At 50.3% G+C, this 20,989-nt stretch carries 4 protein-coding genes and 2 pseudogenes; 4 read left to right on the forward strand and 2 right to left on the reverse strand.

Going from position 1 to position 20,989, the window contains the following annotated elements:
• Nucleotides 1–5: 5 nt before the first annotated feature.
• Both Enr17x_RS16300 and Enr17x_RS29650 read right to left on the reverse strand, forming a co-directional pair.
• Entirely contained in the window at nt 6–17,717 is a 17,712-nt protein-coding gene (locus tag Enr17x_RS16300) for a Calx-beta domain-containing protein (protein WP_198000614.1), read from the reverse strand.
• Nucleotides 17,647–18,177 (reverse strand): golvesin C-terminal-like domain-containing protein, encoded by a 531-nt coding sequence (locus Enr17x_RS29650; RefSeq protein ID WP_198000615.1) that lies wholly within the window; start codon nt 18,175–18,177, stop codon nt 17,647–17,649. Before Enr17x_RS29650 ends, Enr17x_RS16300 begins: the two co-directional genes overlap by 71 nt.
• A gap of 1,391 nt (nt 18,178–19,568) precedes the next feature.
• Between Enr17x_RS29650 and Enr17x_RS30255 the strand changes: the two genes are divergently transcribed.
• The 4 genes and pseudogenes from Enr17x_RS30255 to Enr17x_RS16315 all read left to right on the forward strand — a co-directional run bounded on the left by Enr17x_RS30255 (nt 19,569) and on the right by Enr17x_RS16315 (nt 20,987).
• A complete protein-coding gene (locus Enr17x_RS30255) occupies nt 19,569–19,703 on the forward strand; it encodes a hypothetical protein (RefSeq protein WP_261343394.1) in 135 nt (44 codons plus the stop codon).
• Nucleotides 19,704–19,835: 132 nt separating this feature from the next.
• Nucleotides 19,836–19,970 (forward strand): annotated as a pseudogene (locus tag Enr17x_RS30440) (IS110 family transposase); the annotation flags it as partial.
• Between the two features lie 262 nt (nt 19,971–20,232).
• Nucleotides 20,233–20,576 (forward strand): annotated as a pseudogene (locus tag Enr17x_RS16310) (transposase); the annotation flags it as partial.
• Between the two features lie 21 nt (nt 20,577–20,597).
• Entirely contained in the window at nt 20,598–20,987 is a 390-nt protein-coding gene (locus tag Enr17x_RS16315; RefSeq protein ID WP_198000616.1) for an IS3 family transposase, read from the forward strand.
• Nucleotides 20,988–20,989 lie beyond the last annotated feature (2 nt).

Raw genomic sequence — 20,989 nt, forward strand, 5'->3', positions numbered from 1 at the left:
ACTCCTCAACGAGAATACGGCAAGTAACCTTCAAAGTTCCGATGAAAAGCACTGTCAGGCAGTTTGCCGAACGCCTTTCGTGCTGCATCAAGCGAGCCTGCTCCCGGCTTAAAGTGGCCGGATACGTTGTCAACTGAGAAAATTCGCCCGCCACGAATATCTACGATGCCCGCACCACGCACTTGCGGATTCGCACCGCCGATCAGTGTCGGATGAGGCATTCGTTGCCCTGCTCTCGTGCCAATTGTGATGTTTCCCGCATCATCGATAACATACATGTACCTGCCAGACATCTGTTTCCCACCTATCTTGCCACTGTCGGTGAGCAAGGAGTTGAGACTCTTTGCCGTTGGATTCTTGATGTAGTGACCATTAACGAGGACTCCTGCCGTTTCGTCAGCGGCTCGTGTTGCAGGATCAACTCCAAACAATTTGATCTTCGGTAAAGCTCTTACACCTGCTTGAATTATAACTGCTAATGCCCCTTCTTCAAAGGCTGAGACTAACAGTCTGGCAATTTTTTGGGCTGCTGGATCGACTTCCTCTTCAAAATCAATTCCATTTACTAATTCATATGCTATATAGATATCTTTAAGCGCATTTCCAACTGCCCCAGCAGTCAGTGCATTCCCCAGAAGAGTCACTGCCCATCCACCAACATTTGTCAATGAAGCTGCATATGCACCGCCCAAAGCGACTAACCCACCTGTGATATATGCATAGGTTACTGGGTCCTTTAAAGCAGTTTCTAATGCTTTTATGTCTCCTTCAGCAACATCCTTAAAGTATCCTTTTGCTATCGCAGTATCGAGTGCCATCTGGAACTTTTCTTTCAATAATTTATTCGAGAGTGGCCCAATTTGATCTTTTAGATGAATTTTTAATTTATTTTGCAATGCTTTTAACTCTGCTTGAGCAATTGCCAATTGTTTTTGAAGTTCCAGTCTCTCTGCTCTAATCTTGCCTCCCGTCAGATAATCCAGCCAGTTGAAACTTGTAACTGAAAGAATCCCCTCTTTTAATTCAAGATCTTCCTCGAGAGCCTGTATCACACCTAACTGATATACAAAGGAATCTAACAAATCTTGTCTTTGTTTATTTGCAGCTTCCTCAGCATCGAGTTCATTATGTACAATAATTTCATACCAGGGGGCATCCGCATTATAGACGCCGAATGGTCGACGACTGGGGTTGATTGTGGCAGGATCAGGTAAGTGATCTTCCTGTAGCTCCGCAATCGCATCTCTTGCCTGTTCTGCTTCATCGGGGACATTGTTGGTTTCGTTAAGTAAGTCCCCAACTTCCGACAGGTCGGCGAAGAAGTCGTCGATCTTGTCGATGACGGTGTTTTGTCTGGCTTCTTCGATCAACTGGTAGAAGGACTGCAGCAGATCGTTGAACGACTGGGTTTTGTAGCCCCATTCCTCGTTTATGAGCTCGCCCCCTTCGCTCTCGTATTCGCGATAGAGCCAGTAGTCGCCGTTGTCGTAGTGTTCCCAGTAGGTGCCGTCTTCCCGGGTGCCGCTGGAAACCGGATCGCCCGTGGGGACTGGTGCGGTTTGCGGCGATCCGAATTCAAGAAATCCTGGCGTTCCTGAATATAGTTCCGGATCACTTAAAAATCCGAGCATGATTGATACGTATGACAGCGGATCAAATATGGGAAGCGGCGGGAGGGATATCGCGAATTGGTCTGCGTCTGAGTTGGTCAACGTCTGGACTGACGTGCCTCCGAGGGCTTCATTACTATGATTCAAATTTCCTTGATCATCAGTATTTGTGTAATAAATGTCTGTAGTGGTTCGTAAAATGTTTCCCGGTCCAGCGGTTTCATCACCAAGGCCGTTGGAATTCGCAACATGGGTCACGTTTTTAACTTGCTGGGTTCCTGTATCTCCTGTCTGTCCATTTGTGGTTGCCTGCGTCTGTTTGCTGGTTTTATCATATTGATTCACCTGAAAATCGGTTGTTTCACCGCCCTGGTTAAAGTAACGTGTCATCCGATATAAGGTTTTATCATTTGTTCCTCCGGATGATTTCCATTTACCAGAGAAGTAACTATTAGAATCGATTTCAATAATATTGCGATAGTTGGACTGGTTCTTACGGATCCCCTCAATCACTTCATAATTCAGATTACCTCTTTTGTGCTGCTCTAGAAAATTAGCACTGCCGCTACTGGCGACAAATTCAAATCCATCGCCTGAAGCGGACATTTGGAAGTGATTGCCATTAGAACTGGTGAGAAGTTCCGTAATAGCTCGATCAGTAATGGTACCATCGATCATCGTAATATCTTCGGTACTAGATGAAGTCGTACCGCCGTCGACTGACATTCCAAACGATCCCGAAAGGCCGTTACCGCCGCCGAAGTTACCATCCACTCTGAGGGCATAACTGGTGTGGTCGTAGTTATCACGGAAGGTATGCCGGGTACCGGTTTCGGTTGTGACGTCATTGCTGTCTGTCGTAACCACCACACTGACTTCGGTATCGGCAACGTGATTTCTTATGTCTACGAAGTGGAGATCGATAGCCCAACCACTACCCAACTGGTTACTGCCTCCGAACCGAAAATCATTGTGAACATACTCTTCCGAATGGGTCACGAAATCATGAGTGACAACGGAAGAGGTTAGATATTCGCCAGGATTATTCGGGTCGGGAACACTGGTGACCGTTTCCTCATAGACGCCACTATAGGAAGAACTTCCATGGCCATTCAGATCCGCATTGAATCCGTTATTGCCGCCTCCATTTTCACTCTCTTCATCCAGTAACCACGATTGATTCGTATTGGCGGTCACACGTCTGGTTGTAGTGAGAGTTACATTACCATTGGCGTCTTCAGAACTCGCAGTTGAAAGGTAGGTGGTCGTCGAGTGAGTGTCTTGAGGATCGTCACCGAAGTCTTCCGAATAACTACTGTGGGAAGTCTGGAACGATGGGACTGGCAACGCAGTAGAACTACTGCTGTCATCTGGAACTGGAGTCACCTGCGATGCATTGAAAGTCTCGTACAACAGATCATGATCGGTTAATTCGTTCGTGCCGGTCGATTCGCTGAACGATTCCGTTTCGACCCCCATTGTGCCGAGGAAGTTGATCTTCAGAATTTCCCGACTGCCCAGGGAATCGCTGCCGGTATCCGTAGAAAAAGAAGAACTCTTGCTTATTTGATAAAACGAGCCCCCTAGGGGAGAAACGCTGCCAGAAGGGATAAATAAACCATCGCCTACTGTAAAGGAAGCACCAGTACTTCCGCCATACTCACCGCTGACCGCATACGGCGCAATCGGTTCCTCACTTTGTGTTGTTGCAGACCCCGCACGTTCGTCCAGTCTCATAATAATCGCTGCTATATCAGGAGTTGTCTGCCCTGAATACTGCGCTGATATTTTGATCACATCTGTAGTCTCTGCATTGGAGAAAACAGATCGATCGGTAAGTACTTCTTCACTCGTTATCTGTCCCAGTATCACATAATGAATGTTATCAAGGATATACTCGGAGACGAGAGGATTTGTGTTTTCTGTATCGAGAGTTTCTTCGGTCAGTAGCGTGCCGGTAGTAGTTGTTATTTCCGTGGTAGTCACATCGGAAGAACGCTCACCAAGACTACGCGTATTCTCGTAAGTCCCCTGTTGCACATTCGTCACTGCCGGGTGCGTGGTATTGATCAGTTCGAATGAGCTTGATTCGGTCTGGGAATAAAGGCTGGCACTTTTCTCCTCTGACCCGGAATTGACCACACTGGAAGTCGTCCCGTCCGCATAGAGATAATCGTCCGTACGGAGCGAGGTGTTGAAGCTGTTGTTTGTGATCGGCGTGGCACCCTCTTCGGGGGTGACGGTGCCGCTTGTTTCATCATACTCAGAAGCGACGTGCACCGTGTTTTTGATACCAGCGACACTTTCGTCGACGGTGGTGCGATCTGATTCTGAATGCTGTGTGAAATTGCTGGTGCCAGACTCCTTGTATTCACTCCAGTCATGCGAGGTCGCTTCACTGTTAGATCCCGATCCGTCAGTCCAGTTTTCGCCGCCATCCACGGTGTTTGTGACATCGGTACTGGAATAGGTTGAGACACTGCCGTCATTCACATTCCAGGACTTGCTGCCCGTTTCAATGAATGTGTCAAGGGCTGTCATATCGGTTGTGATGCCATCAATGTCGGTATCGGCAAACTGTGTGGAAATCTGGTCAATATCGTAAGTGACGCTGCCGTTTGATTCTTTGTAGCTGGTTTGGTCTTCCTGGTCGATGGTGAAAGTGGATTTCCGATCATCGCCGGTGGAATCATTCGATACTTCATCGGTCGTGTATTCGGAAGAGCCAGAGGATGTTTCCACGAAGTCGTAGGAACGATTTGTTTCGTCGTAATCGTCAGACGTGTTCACGATCACGGATGCACCCTCATTGTAATTGGATGTATCGAGGGTATGGTAGGTTGTCACCCGGTTTCCTGAAGAGGTGTCAGCGTAATTCTCCAGATTAGAGGAATGATAAATCAGGCCGGGAGACGAGATCGGATTGATGGCATCGTATCTCTGATAGTTGCCTTTGTTGGAATAGTTCGAACCCCAGTTCGTTGTTCCCGCATCGGTTGTCTCGATCAGAGAAATGACAGTCAACTGGGAACCGGGATATTCCGTGTTGACCGATGTTGTTGAAGTTGTAGAAGAGAGGCTGTGATGATCGACACCGTGACTGGATGACAGGTACGAAGATGTGCCTTCCAGGTGACCACTGATAAGTTGTTCGTCCAGGATTTCGATATCCCGGTAGTTGTCACTGCCATCAATGTCGGTGATTTCAATCGAGGTGAAATTGGAAACAATATCGGGATCACTTACATCATTGGATTCTAAGATCGTCGAGGCATAAGTGTCGTAATTACTCCAGCCGGAGGATGTGTATTCCGAGTGGGCGTTTCCGCTGGTGTTTCCGGAACGGCTGGTATTGCTGGTGGTGGTTTCGTATTCGGAGTGAGAATTCTCGATGCTGTCATCGAGTGTGTAGAGACGGCTGGTGCCGTTGTCGTTAACGGTGTTGACATCGACTTCGGAATAAGCGTCTGTGCTATAGTCGCTGTAGCCGGAGTCGGTGTAGGAGTAGGTGGTCAGCTCGGTGTCGAGAGTGTTGGAGCCGAGGTTGTTGAAGTCTTTGTCGCCGATGTAGCTGAAGGAAAATTCATCGTGGGTGACGTCGGTGGTGTCGATGTCGATATCGTTGTCTGTGGTGATGGTGGTCGAGAGAACGACAGCGGGGGTGACGACGCCGTTTGCGTCGGTCGTTTCTTCCGAGACGGTGATATCTTCCGTGGTGGTGATAGTGCCTAGGATGTTGGTTGATTCGACGGATGAATAATGGTCGGTGCCGTTGGAACTGTAGTTGAAACCTTCGAAGTTGCTGTACTCGTCGTTGACGGCGTCGTAATCGTAATCGCGGTCTGAACTGCGGGTCCACTGGTTGGAGCCGTAGGTGTTGACGAAGATGACGGTCGTGCCGAGTTGGGCCATGCCCTGGGCAACGGTGGCGGTGGACGTGATTTCCTCTTTGTATTCGTCGTACTGGAACAGCGTGATAGCATGCGCTTCGGCGATCAGGATGTCGCCCCCCATACCGTCATCTTCGCGGGTTTCCGAGGCTGAAAGAGTGAACGATTGATTGCCGTAGTTATAAGTGCTGTCGAGGATGGTTTCGGTGACGACCGTTGTGAATTCGTCTTCGCCTGCTTCTTCGATGGAGAAGTCGGCGTCGATTTCGTAATGATCGCTGGCGTTTTCAGTGAGGGTCCAGGTTGTGGTGGCATTCCCGGTGCCGGCGGCGGTGTAGTCAAGGTTATACTGATAGTTGTGACTGCCTGACTGAACCAGGTCGATGGTGTTAAATCCGGACACGCCGATCGCTTCGGAAAAGCTGGTGGTAATCGTGTAGGTCGATTGAAGTGTCTCCTGATAGCTCCAGTTGCCACCTCCCAGATCGGTGTAATCGCGGGTGAGGGTCGAGTCAATTTCGGTCGTGACCGAGAAGCTGCCGCCGGTGCCCAAAGCATTCTGATAGATGACCGTGTCCAGGGTATCGACGGTTTCGGTGTCGTCGATCAATGAAGGACTGTCGAACTTCGTGAGATAGTCGGCGGCGAAGCCTTCCTGGGAAATGTATTCGGGGACTTTTCCGAGTGACGGGGTATCGATGCCGGGCTCGTAACGGTCGTTCTTGAAATTACCGTATATGCCGTAGGCGTCGACAATCACAATGGTGACCTGACCAGTGCCGGTGTTGAGGGCGGAGTCTTCAAAGGTATAATTGAAGGTGATCGTGCCGGATGCGTAATCACTGGGGGTGAAGATCACGATATCATCGCCGGCGGTCTGCCCGACCGCAGCGGTGCCGCCGCCGGATGCGGATGTAATGGAAGTAATCGTTGTGGTGCCGGTGCGGGTGTCGTTGTTGAGGACGTTCAGTTCAAAGGTAGTCCCCAGGTCTTCGACTTTGACGAAGTAATAGTCATCGACGGCGTTGGCCGTGGTCGATGGATCGGAGAAGTCGTTGTTGGAAATGGTACCGGTCGCGGAACCGTCGGCAATACCGACGCGGGAGGCATCAGTAGCACCGTCGATCAGTTCGCCGCTAAGTGAGACGGTGAAGGTTTCGCTGGCTTCGATCAGGGTATCATCGATCACATCGACATAGACGACAGCCGAAGTTTCACCGGCGGCAATGGTGACCAGGTAATCAGTGAGCGCGGTGTAATCGGACGAGTTTGCCGTACCATCGGCGGTGCTGACGAGCACAGTGATATCTTTCGTGGCGGCTTTGTCGAGGGTGATTTCGAAGCCGAACTGGCTATGTTCGAGAGCCGTCAAATCGCCGATGCTAAGCTGTGCGATATCGTTATTGCCGGTGATGGTGACTTCGGCCTGATTGTCGGCAATGGTGACATTCGCCCCCGAGACAGAGACATTGCTGAGATTGACCAGGAAGATTTCATCCCATTCAACGAGGTCGTCGTCGGTGATGGGGACAGTGATTTGCTGAGTTTCGTTGGCAGACATACCGGTAAAGTTGAGTGTGCCGGAACTGGTAGTATAATCGGACTGGCCGGTTGCCGTTTGCCCCTGGGTTGCCCAGTCGACACTGAAAGCGTAGCCAACCGCCTGATCGACTGTGACTGTGACGGTGGCAGTTCCGGCAGCTTCATTAACGGAGAGGTCGGCAATAGTGATGCTGGCCGCTTCATCATCCTCAATGGTGGCAACGCCGGTGTTGTTAAGGATGGTTAGACGGTCGTCGACGACGCCCCCAACGAGGATATTCGAAAGCACGAGCGAGAAGGTTTCATCTCCTTCGAAGAGCGTATCGTTTGTAAGACTGACGGTGATGTCGATAGATGTCTGACCGGCGGTGATGGCGTAAGGCTGGCTGCTGATGGCGGTATAGTCTGAACCGGCGGTCGCGGTGCCATCCAGTGTAGAGACATCGAAGGTGACGGCATCTGTCGCTTTTGTAGCGAGAGAAACCGTGAAGGTGGCGGTGCTGGCGGTTTCATCCACGGTGACATCAGACACGCTGAGACCGGTGGTTTCCGTGTCGGTGATTGTGACGACGGCGGTGTCATCACCACCGAAGAAGGTTGCCCAGCCACCGCCAGCGTTCGCACTGAGATCGGAAAGACTGATCGTAAAGGTTTCGTCTTCTTCGACCAAGAGGTCGCGATAGAGGGGAACGTCGATGGCCACTGACGTTTCGCCGGCGGGGATCGTGACCAGGTAATCCGTCAGAGTGAAGTAATCGGCAGCCCCGGCGGTATCGGAGACATCGCCTGTATTGACCAGCATAGAAAGGTCAACCAGAGTTGACTGTGGGATTGAAACGGTAACGTGCGCGACTTCGTCGCCTTCGTTAACAGTAACGTCTTCGATGGTAACGGGGAGAGGAGTTCTGCCACTATCGTATATTGTTGCATAATTATTCGACTGATCGATGGGGAGCGGCGTTCCGGTTAACTGTGTCAGTTCCAGATAAAAGATTTCATCGAGTTCAGGGATAGAGTCGCCCATAAGGTATACAGTGATGAACTGTTCTTCTCCCGCATTCCCCTGGAAATTGATCGTGCCTGATGCTCCATAATAATCTTCGCCCGCGACTGCAGTTCCATCAACAGTAGTATAGCTGAATGATGCACCATTAACCACGGTCTGACTTAAGACGACTTTGAACAACACTTCCTCAAGAGGTGCTTCCAGATCATAAAGAGATTTGATGATGTAGATGCTTGGACTACTGGAGTCGTCATCATTCAGGATATCAACGACGGCGCTCTCGCTGGTCAGAGAGACGTTCTGTAGAAGCTCTTCTCTGACTTTCTCATCAAGTAGTGTATCTCCGATTGCCAAGTCACTGAAGTTGATGGCAAATGACTCGTCTGGTTCGACATAAACATCATTTAAAAGAGTGATTGTAATCGTCTCGGTTTCGTTGGCATTACCGGTAAAAGTAAGCGTGCCAGCGTCGGCGGTGTAATCTATGCCGTCCAGTGCATCGATATCCGCCGTAACCCAGTCTACCGTCAGACCTCCGGTAACAGCTTTGTCTAAAGTGACGACAAGTGTGGCAGTCGAATTATTTTCGGAAAACTGCAGCCCAGAGAACGAGAGTGTTGCCTGATCATCATTGGCAATCGTGCCAATGCCCTGCGCTTTGGCAATGGTTCCCATGGAGGCGTTTTCAATTTGGACGGTGAATTCTTCGTCGAGTTCTACAATGTCATCTTTGTTGATTGTGACACTGACGGTCTGAGTTTGGGTGTCAGTTCCCGGATCGGCGGCTGCAAACGTGAGCGTGATTGGTGTCGTGATGGCGACGTAGTCACCACCGCCTAATGTGGTGGGGTCTGTGAGTGTGCGGAAATCGATTGTTGCCGCGCTTGTCAGATCAGCACCAGAACGGGTGACGGTGAACGTCATGACCTTGGTTCCCACACCGTTCCCTTCGGTAAGAATGACATCGTTGATCGAGAATTCTTCCGCATTTGCAGAGATCGTGGCCTCACCCTGATTATCAGAAATCGTGACACTCTTTGTTGCGGCAGACGCGTTGGTCAGATTGACATAGAAGCTCTCGGCGGCTTCCAGAATCTGATCAGCCTGCAGGTCCACGGTAATCGTTTGAGTTTCTCCATTATTGCCGGCAAAGGTGAGTGTCCCTGAATCGGCGAAGTAGTCGTCAATTTCATTAGCAGTATTATCGACGGTCGACCAGTCCACGGTGACCGATTCACCTACTTGCCCGCTGAGTGTTACCGTGAAAGTGGCTGTGCCATTTCCTTCATTGACAGAAATATCATTGATAGCCAGAGATGCACTGTCGTCATCGGTGATTGTGGCAACTCCCTGTGCATCAGAGATGCCAACACTTTGACCGGAACTTTGCGCGTTCGTCAAGTTGACTAAGAATTGTTCCGCGGATTCAACGTCCGTATCCTGAGGTAACGTAATGCTGATTTTTATTTCTTGGCCGGCAGTTCCGGTGAAGTTCAGAGTACCAGAATCTGGAGTGTAATCTGCACCCTGGGTTGCTGTGTCGTTAGCGGTGGACCAGTCAACAGAGACACCGGAATCGACGGTTTTGTTTAGGGATACCGTGAATTCCGCAATGCCCGCGGCTTCGTTTACGGTAATGTCATTGATTGAGAACGAAGCACTGTCATCATCGTTAATCGTCGCTTCGCCTTGTGAATCACCAAGCATCAGGTCGGGCGAACTGAGAGAAAGCCCGGAAAGATTAACGTAGAAGTTTTCAGTCGACTCTGATTTTTGATCGTTATTGATCAAGATAGTGATGGCTAACGTTTCCACTCCCATGGGAGTGTCGGCGTTTCCGAAAAAGACCAGGGTTCCTGAATTGGCAAGATAGTCTCCATCGCTGGTTGTGGCTGTGGAATCGGCCGTGGTGTAATCAATGCTAAAGACTTGTCCGATTTGATGACTGACCGAGACATAAAACGTTGCCGTACCCGCGTCTTCATCGACTGTGGCATCGCTGATGGAGATTGTAGCGACGTCGTCATTTTGGATTGTTCCCGTCGCCGTATCATCTGCCAGAGTGACTTTCATGGAATCACTGACACCATCAATCCGAGGGTCTGTCAGGGCTGCCGTGAAGTCTTCATCACTCTCAATAGATAGATCCGCATTGACGGTGACAGGCACCAGAACACTTGTGGAACCAGCAGCAATTGTAACAACCTGATTTGCGATGGCCATGAAGTCTGCACTGTCAGCTGTTCCATAAGCCGTGTTCAAGACGACCGTGATATCCTTGTCGGCAACTCGATCCAGTGAGATCTCAAAATCAAAGCCACCATCTTCAGCTGCGGCAACATCGGCAATACTGATGTTTGCAGCGGGCTCATCGTCCGTAATGGTTGCAACCCCGGTACTGTCAGCAATCGTTAAGAGGGGGGCCGCTGTGATACCGGCATACAAAACATTCGAAAGTTCTGCTGAAAACGTTTGCGTTAATTCGACGATATTATCATCAATGATATTAACGGTGATTGTCTGAGTTTCATTGACACTACCAGAGAAGACAAGCGTCCCTGTCATGCCGGATAATCGTTGATAGTCGTTGTTTACTAATGCAGTGTTATCGTTGATCGAGAAGTCAACGGTTAGACCATCCTGCACCGCCTGATCTAAGGTCACCGTGAACGTGGCTGTTCCTGCATTCTCATTGACGCTGACATCGTCAATGGACAGGTTGGCGCTGTCATTGTTCTGAATGGTGGCGGTGGCCTGAGTCTGTGCGAGTGTGACATCGCCATCGGCTACGAGGCTACTAAGATTCACCAGCAGGGCTTCATCCAGTTCCACAACGTTGTCGTCAGCAATCATGATGGTAATGGTCTGGGTTTCGCCAGCTGTTCCGGTGAAGTTGAGTGTCCCGGAACCGGCCGTGTAATCGGAACCAGCGGCAGCCGTCCCGTCTACGGTCGACCAGTCAACACTGACACCGCTCTGAACGGCCTGATCTAAGGTCACCGTGATCGTGGCTGTTCCTGCATTCTCATTGACGCTGACATCGGCGATGGACAGACTGGCGCTGTCATTGTCGGTAATGGTGGCGGTGGCCTGCGTTTGCGCGAGTGTCACGTCTCCACTGGCTACGAGACTACCAAGATTGATTCGCAGCGTTTCATCCAGTTCCACGATACCGTCATCCGCAATCATGATGGTAATGGTCTGGGTTTCGCCAGCTGTTCCGGTGAAGTTGAGTGTCCCGGAACCGGCCGTGTAATCGGAACCAGCGGCAGCCGTCCCGTCAGCAGTCGACCAGTCAACACTGACACCGCTTTGTACGGCCTGATCTGAGGTCACCGTGAAGGTAACTGTTCCTGCATCCTCGTCAACAGTTTGGTTTCCAATCGACAGTGTCGCGATCTCATTGTCGGTAATGGTGGCGGTGGCCTGCGTTTGCGCGAGTGTCACGTCTCCACTGGCTACGAGACTACCGAGGTTGACCAGCAGCGTTTCATCCAGTTCCACGACACCGTCGTCCGCAATCGTGATGGTAATTGTCTGGGTTTCGCCGGCTGTTCCGGTGAAGTTGAGTGTCCCGGAACTGGCAGTGTAATCGGAACCAGCGGCAGCCGTCCCGTCAGCAGTTGACCAGTCAACACTGACACCGCTCTGAACGGCCTGATCTAAGGTCACCGTGAATGTAACTGTTCCGGCATCCTCGTCAACGGTTTGGTTTCCAATCGACAGTGTCGCGCTCTCATTGTCGGTAATGGTGGCGGTGGCCTGGCTTTGTGTGAGGGTCACGCTTGCGTTGTTACTCAGGTTAGTAAGAATGACCAGCAAGGTTTCGTCCAATTCGACTATTGAGTCATCACTTAAAGTCACCGTGATAGTTTGAGTTTCATTATCGACATTTCCTGCGAAATATAAGGTTCCACTTGTTGATGTATAGTCAGAACCGTCTTCTGCAGTACCATCAGCTGTTGCAAACTCTACGGAAAACGCACTTCCAATTGCCACAGTGGATGTAACAGAAAAAGTAACACTGTTTGCCGTTTCATCAACAACCACATTCGAAATAGACAGGTCAGTACCATCGTCATTCATTACAGTCGCTGTAGCCTGTGTCTGGACCAACGTAACATTACCATTCGCAATTAAATCACTTAGGTTCACCAGGAATGTTTCATCGAGTTCGACATCACTGTCATCAGCAATCGTGATGGTAATGGTCTCTGTTTCGCCGGCTGTTCCGGTGAAGTTGAGTGCCCCTGAGCCAGCCGTATAATCTGTACCTGCAATAGCAGTGTTGTCAGAGGTTGCCCAGTCGACAGAAACACCTCCTTGTACTGCTTCGTCCAGTGTTACTGTGAATGTTGCGGTCCCCTCACTTTCATTGAAAGAAATATCAGCGATTGACAGACTTGCGCTGTCTTCATCTGTGATAGTAAGAGTCGCCTGATTCTGCACCAGCGTAACATTACCATTGGCAACAAGATTCTCGAGATTGACCAGAATCGTTTCATTCAGTTCTACAATGCTGTCATCTGTGAGGGTCACTGTAATGGTTTGAATTTCACCCATTGTTCCAGTGAAATTAAGAGTACCGGAGCCGGCTGTGTAATCGGAACCAGCGACAGCAGTACCATCAGCAGTTGACCAGTCAACGTACACTCCCCCCTGCACTGCCTGATCCAGTGATACCGTGAGTGTTGCGGTTCCCGCATCTTCGTCGACGCTAAGATTGTCAATCGATAGAGTGGCACTATCATTATCTGTCATCGTTGCCGTGGCTTGAGACTGTGTCAGAGTGACATCTCCAGCAGCAGTTAGACTACTCAAGTTGACTAGAAACGTTTCATCAGACTCGACAACCATATCATCGTTCAGTGTCACAGTAATCGTTTGAGTTTCTCCGACGGTTCCCGTAAAGTTGAGTGTGCCTGAATCGGCTGTATAGTCGCTTCCAGCAGTCGCCGTACCATCGGCGGTCGACCAGTCGACGCTGACGCCATTCTGTACGGTCTGGTCCAGAGTTAATGTGAAAGTTGTGGTCCCCGCGTCTTCGTCAACAGTTCGATCACTAATCGATAGCGTAGCACTATCATTATCAGTGATTGATATTTCGCCCTGGGAATCTGCGAAGCCAATATTCCGGTTTCCTGGAACTGTGATACCTGTGAGATTCACAAACAGACTTTCGAGGCCTTCAACTGTCGTATCGTCATTAATCGTCACTGTGATCGTTTGTGTTTCATTCGCCGTGCCCGCAAAAGTTAATTGACCGGCTGCCAGTGTGTAGTCGCTGCCCATGGTTGCTGTGCTGGCCTGGGCGGAATAATCTACCGTGAAGCCGGCATCAACGCTGTTGTCCAGAGTGACTGTGAGTGTTGCAGTGCCATCGGATTCATTAACACTGATGTTGTCGATAGACAAGGAAGCCGTGTCGTTGTCCAAGATTGTGCTGGCTCCAGTTCCATCTCCGATGTTGACCCTTGTGGTATTCGTGGCGCCATTGTATTTAGGATCGGAAAGTACCACGGTGAAGGTTTCGTCGTCTTCCACCAGACTATCATCGGTGATATTCACGGTGACAGTCGCTGAAGTCTGTCCGGCAACAATCGTGACCAGCTGATTGCTGATCGGAGTCAGGTCCCCTGCATCGGCGGTGCCATACGCAGTACTGGCCAGGACGGTCACGTTCTGGTCCGTGGCGTGGTCAATGCTTACGGTAAAGGTGAAAGTGCCGTCTTCGTTAACACTGATGTCATTGACAGAAAACAGCTCGCGATTGTTGATATGAATGTCGCTGATTCCCGAGACAGCGGTATGGGCATCCATCTGGGCCGTCAACGGGTTGCCGGAAGTCCCAATCGAACCGGCGGCCGCCAGAGCAGCGGTGCCAGCGATGATGTCGATATAAGTGTCATCATTGTCCAGGATCGCGCCGGACGTCGAATCAATGGTCACGTTTCCTGTCGTAGAGATGCGTGTCAACGAGATATCACCGTCTGCATCCACATCGATATCCCCGCTGCCTGTCATAAAGGAAGTGGTATTGTTCATAGACAGCGTACCAACATTGCTGGCATTGGAGTAATTCACATCGACCGCAATATCTCCTGAAGTCGAGGTAATCGCGCTGTTGGTACTGATGAAGAAATTACCATCCGAGACAACAGAAATATCGCCTGCAACACTGCTCGTATTGACCTGACCACTCGCATAAATGCCCTGGTTGTAGGAAGCTCCTGCGCCCGCGGTGCCGTGTACGCTGATATCGGCAGCGTCGACTCCAGTCCCCATTGAAGAGATGGTCGTGGCCGATCCCAGCACAATCCCTATATTGTCGCTTCCGGCTACATCCCCTTGCCCCACACCGGCAATGGAAATGTCACCATCAACACTTGTTAGAGAAAGTGCCCCAGTCTGGACACCGCGCACGATGCTGGATCCAACTCCCCCTGTCCCGTCCAGGGAGATCGTGGCTGCATTGACGCCGGTACCAGTCGAATGGATGTCAATGTTATCAAGATAAAGCCCGTTGTTCAAAATTCCTGCTCCATCACCGCCCCCCTGCCCCGTCAGTGAAATCGCACCATCAACACTCTCAATCGAAGTAATAATTGCCAGGATCCCATGCTGATTCGAAGCACCGGTTCCTGCGATTCCATTCAGAGTGATCGTTCCCGCAGACACACCGGTTGCGGTGGAACTGATTGTTGTACCGTCATGTAAATATATTCCTTCTTTATTTTCTCCGTAGCCGGTTAATAGGATCGTCCCAGTCCCCGTGGATTGAATTGTGGCGTTATTCGCTTCGATACCGCTGAAGGTACCTGTAGCGGTCCCGCCGTTATTGGCGAGGAGCGTGATGCCACCGTCCACGGTGGTCAGACTGCTGCCGGAGTTGAGCAGAATATTTTTGCTGGTGGTGAGAGAGATTGCGCCTGTCGAAGACGAAATGCCGCTGCTGACAGTAATTGTCTGCGCGGCAACCGTCAGATCATTGGCTCCCATGGCCGTGGCATTGGTCAGGAACGTCACATCATCGTCACTGTCGCCGGTAATAGTGAAGTCGGCTGCATTCAGACTGTCGAGCCCTATGACGTTGATCGCATCAGCGCCACTGCCGGAACCGGTCAGGAGACTGACGGCAGCAACCGTATTCACAAAGGTGACCGCAGCGCCTAAAGTGGAGTCAATGCTGGAAAGCCCGTCGCTGCTGGTGCCGGTGTCGGACAGCGTGACGGTCTCTGCACCGCCCAGGAAATCAAACACCCGATTAGTGACATCCAGATTGTCGGCGAGCGAACCGGTGCTTATATAATTGATCAGCTGACCATCGATCGAGATTGTGCCTGAAGTCTCACTGTTCAAGGTATGAGAGACGGTCGTCAGCGAGCCAGCATAGCTGCCCGATTCGAGTACAACCGAACCTCCATCGGCTGCGCCATCAAAGTTGATATTACCGAAGGGGAACGGGAGACCGTTACTCAGATCCACCGTGAAGGTATCATCCCCCGCGCCGCCGTTGATATTGAGTTCCATCACATTGGTCAGGAGATCCGAAAATGCGAGAGAAGCACCGTTCCAGACTTCCAGTGTCACACCATCTGCATTCATCTGTACCTGAAAGTCATCCGCATCGGCTGTGCCATCAATCTTGACACTGTCGTCATCAATGATTGTGGCTACCCCTTGAGAGTCTGCCAGTGTGATAGTACCACTGGTGACCAGATTACTCAGATTGACGAGAAACGTTTCATCGGACTCGACGATGAAATCATCAACGAGACTCACTGTGATCGTTTGTGTTTCACCAGCCGAACTACCGGTAAAGTTCAACGTACCGGACGCAGCAGTATAGTCTGATCCAGCAGTGGCGGTCCCGTCGGCTGTCGCATAATCGACAGAAAAGGCGCTGCCTGCGGCCAGACTGGATGTGACGCTAAACGTCGCGGTTCCGGCATCTTCATCAACGGTGACATCAGAAATCGAAAGGGTACTGTCGGCATTGATTTTCTCGACCCGATACGCTTCGGCGAGCACATAACCATCCGTCTGATCATCGGAAATGGTCACAGTGATCGTACCGTTTGCAGCAATTTGAAAGTAACCCAGGTCCTGCCAATAGACCCCATCGTCAAACAGATCGTGTTCCAGTACTTGTTCATTAACGGACATGGAAACATCCCCCCCCACGATTCCTGAAATCGTGACCGGCATGTTTGTTGCCCCTCCGTTTGGTTCCGGCACCCAGGTTCCTGAGACCCGATAGGTTCCGGCCAAAAGATTTGAGAATGCCCAGGACGATGTATTCTGCCCCGTGCCTCCAACCCCATCTACATAAGAATAATCGCCTTGATAAAAGGTGGGGTTGCCGCTCGCGCTGATCCAGGTGCCTGTCTGACTGAATCCGGCATCGCCATTGTCAATGATTTTGAGATAGTCATCATTGACGATTGTTCCCGTTGCCTGAGAATCCACCAGGCCAACGATCAGACCGGTTGCCTGCACGTTCGAGAGATTGACCAGAAATGCTTCATCCGATTCCTGTGTGGTATCATCACTGATATTAACCGTAATCGTTTGTGTTTCACCAGCCGAACTACCGGTAAAGTTCAACGTACCGGACGCAGCAGTATAGTCTGATCCAGCAGTGGCGGTCCCGTCGGCTGTCGCATAATCGACAGAAAAGGCGCTGCCTGCGGCCAGACTGGATGTGACGCTAAACGTCGCGGTTCCGGCATCTTCATCAACGGTGACATCAGAAATCGAAAGGGTACTGTCGGCATTGATTTTCTCGACCCGATACGCTTCGGCGAGCACATAACCATCCGTCTGATCATCGGAAATGGTCACAGTGATCGTACCGTTTGCAGCAATTTGAAAGTAACCCAGGTCCTGCCAATAGACCCCATCGTCAAACAGATCGTGTTCCAGTACTTGTTCATTAACGGACATGGAAACATCGCCCCCCACGATTCCTGAAATCGTGACCGGCATGTTTGTTGCCCCTCCGTTTGGTTCCGGCACCCAGGTTCCTGAGACCCGATAGGTTCCGGCCAAAAGATTTGAGAATGCCCAGGACGATGTATTCTGCCCCGTGCCTCCAACCCCATCTACATAAGAATAATCGCCTTGATAAAAGGTGGGGTTACCGCTCGCGCTGATCCAGGTGCCTGTCTGACTGAATCCGGCATCGCCATTGTCAATGATTTTGAGATAGTCATCATTGACGATTGTTCCCGTTGCCTGAGAATCCACCAGGCCAACGATCAGACCGGTTGCCTGCACGTTCGAGAGATTGACCAGAAATGCTTCATCCGATTCCTGTGTGGTATCATCACTGATATTAACCATAATCGTTTGTGTTTCACCAGCCGAACTACCGGTAAAGTTCAACGTACCGGACGCAGCAGTATAGTCTGATCCAGCAGTGGCGGTCCCGTCGGCTGTCGCATAATCGACAGAAAAGGCGCTGCCTGCGGCCAGACTGGATGTGACGCTAAACGTCGCGGTTCCGGCATCTTCATCAACGGTGACATCAGAAATCGAAAGCTCGCTGATTTTCTCGACCCGATATGCTTCCGCAAGCACGTAACCGTCGGTCTGATTATCGGAAATCGTTACTGTAATTGTGCCATTGCTGAAAATAGCCCAGATCCTGCCAATAGAAACCGTCATCAAACAGATCGTGTTCCAGTACTTGTTCATTAACGGACATGGAAACATCGCCCCCCACAATTCCTGAAATCGTGACCGGCATGTTTGTTGCCCCTCCGTTTGGTTCCGGCACCCAGGTTCCTGAGACCCGATAGGTTCCGGCCGAAAGATTTGAGAATGCCCAGGACGATGTATTCTGCCCCGTGCCTCCAACCCCATCTACATAAGAATAATCGCCTTGATAAAAGGTGGGGTTGCCGCTCGCGCTGATCCAGGTGCCTGTCTGACTGAATCCCGTATCGCCATTGTCAATGATCTGTGCCGTTAAAAGTGTCCGGTCTTCCAGGCGATCTACAGTTGTGAGTCGGTTTTGCTGGATGGCTTGCCACCGTTTTCGAATGGCACGTCGCGCGCGGGAATTGTAGCGAGGGCGGCGACGAATACGGGAAACCAAAGAACTGAGCCAATTGGATATGAGCACGGTGAACTCCTCTCAACCGAATGTAAATCTATTGCTGCTTCACTGTGGACAACAAATGAATGGCAATGCGAATCAGTACATAAACACTGCGGATATCACCTATCCATATTGTCAATTTAGTGACAGCGGCATGGTTTTATGTACAAAAACAGAAGGAGGAGAATACCGTACGAATTTCGAATTATCTATACAAATTCAATGAAAATGAGATATTAATAGTAATCAAACGTAAATGATAAAATAGGAAACATCTACTTAAACTTGTACGTCTGGACCAGTCTTCTGGTGAAAAATCAATATGCCACTGTTTCAAGTCGAGTTTCTGCTCAGCCTTGACCGTCTATTATGTTGATAAGAGGTTGTTCATCAACTTGGTTTCATTGCGAGCGTTCCAATCGAAGAAACGCATTGATAACTGGTACCAAAAATGGTACCTAAACCCGCATCCATTCACCCACCAGCAAGTTACCAGCCACTCATTAAGAAGTAGAGTAGACACTATAATTCAGCTTGTATTTCGTGGTTGGTATCTGGTGAGTGATTGGTGGTTGACGATTTTCTAGACTTTTAATCCGTAGGTCCAGGGTTCAAGTCCCTGCGCCCTCATTTTCTTACACTCTTTCGCCACAGCACTTTACGATCTGCGAGCCTGTTCCTGGCTGTTCCCCTTTTTCTGCTGTGTTGCCTCATTTTTATCCCTGAAATTCTGATCGTTCTCCCTGAATAAATCAGCCTTGAAGGCAACCCGCGTATCAACACGATCATGCGGAGATAGCGTCGCACGCGCGAGAGTTCACTACTGGTTCAGCTGAATTTTCTGAACCACTGAGAACATCAGCACTATGAAAACCGCTTGTTTCAGACCGATTTTCAAAATCGCTGCTCACCCGCACCTCATTTATCAAACGACATCGGAACGCTTCGCACCGCTTTCCGGCCGCTTCGTGAAGCCTTCGCAGCGCTTCGCATGTCGTTCGTAAACAACATAAGCGACTCCCTTTAGACATCCCTTCATCGCTGACGAAGAGCATCAGATCAAACAAGCGCACGAAGAAAAAGCACATCACCCCCATAGTTCTACCCATAAGAAAGAGGGGCAGCCGGGATGCACATCCGAGCCTCATAAAGTGAGTAGGAAATTGACAGAGTAACAAACAAAACCAGACCATGATTTCAAACCAGTATAAAAAGTAGGACGCAGCCCGATGTGGCCGCCCGCCTGGTGACCTGCGATCCCAATTCACAACGGAAAAGAAACCCGAAAACAAGCCAATTCAACGGCAGGCAAATCCTACCAGATATCACCAGAAGCAGCTTAGATGAACTTGCAGCACATAATGCTCGTATGCAAAGTACTAAGAACCATTCTCATTTTTCCAGAGTCTACCTCGATGCTTGATCGTGCTTTCCAGGTCCAGCCGTTAGACGGTTTGAGTGATCCACTCTTCATTGCCAAACGGAGCGCCACAAACGATGTATTTTCTGACGGCGGCCAGTTCTACGTCGGACTGTGGTTTATGCTATAGACTAGCCCCGCCATTGACGCGGCAGTAGCAAGTTTAAAGGAGAGAGAAGAAGGTATGTCAGCAGAAGTCAGAATAATGCGTAATTCACAAGGCAACCTTAGTAGCCACCCGCTGAAACAGTCGCATCAAACGTTTTATCTTTCTTTACTGGGAAGAGGAAAACCAAAGAAGCTGGCCCTCACAGCCTGCATGAGAAAAATTCTCACCATCCTGAATTCAATGATGAAAAACAACCAGACTTGGAATCAGAATCTTCTCTCCTCTTGACAATATCCAAGACAGTCGCTGCCCCTTTTTCTATCTGTGCAGGGTTGCCACGCGCCCCGTTTATTGCCTGGTATGGGTTAAGTTGGTGCTTGCGGGCTGGTAAAGGTTTCGCTTCCGGAGGGGAGCATACTGTCAGCATGATCAACGATTTGTCGTAATCGGTCTGCAGCACTCGGATCGTTTTTCCAGACTTTGGCATGCTCCCCTTAACTTGATCCATTTGTTGTGAGAGTTTCCAATAGACTTTTTATAGGAGACAATCATGACGAAACGACGCAGTAAACGACATACCCCGGAACAGATTATCCGCAAATTGCGAGACGCCGAGGCGATGCAGAATGCGGGAAAGACAATTGGCGAAATCTGCCAGCAGATGGGAATCAGTGAGCAGACCTTTCATCGCTGGCGAACTCAGTACGGCGGGATGAAGGCCGAAGAGGCCAAACGGCTCAAAGAACTGGAGCAGGAAAACAGCCGACTCAAGAAGCTGCTCGCTGAAGCCGAACTCGATAAAGCGATGCTCAAGGATATTGCGGAGGGAAACTTCTAAGCCCTTCTCGCAAACGCCAGGCAGTCCAGCATCTGCAGGAAACATATGAGGTTTCAGAACGCAAAGCCTGTCAGTTGGTGGATCAGCCCCGTTCCAGTCAACGCTATCAGGCGACTCCACCTGATGGTGAAGCCGCTTTGCTGAAACAGATCCTGAAGCTGGTACGGCGACACCCCCGTTTCGGGTATCGCCGTATCGGCAGGATGATGCAGGCGACTGGCTGGAAGGTGAACCTGAAACGGATCTACCGCTTGTGGCGTCGAGAAGGGCTCAAAGTCCCCAGAAAACAAAGAAAAAAACGCTCGTTGGGTACGGGAGCGAATGCCTGTCATCGCCGTCGGCCTGAGAGGAAAAACCACGTGTGGTGCTGGGATTTTATTTTTGATCGCACAGAAACGGGGACCACACTCAAGTGGCTCACGATTTTAGACGAGTATACGAGGGAGTGTCTGGCCTTGCAGGTGTGACC

Source organism: Gimesia fumaroli (assembly GCF_007754425.1).
Taxonomy (GTDB): domain Bacteria; phylum Planctomycetota; class Planctomycetia; order Planctomycetales; family Planctomycetaceae; genus Gimesia; species Gimesia fumaroli.

Bases quoted from the DNA above. Each gene is read 5' to 3' on its own strand.
- Enr17x_RS30255 (WP_261343394.1), top strand. From the start codon at position 19,569: ATGCTTGATCGTGCTTTCCAGGTCCAGCCGTTAGACGGTTTGAGTGAT.
- Enr17x_RS16300 (WP_198000614.1), bottom strand. From the start codon at position 17,717: ATGACGGTTTCTATTGGCAGGATCTGGGCTATTTTCAGCAATGGCACA.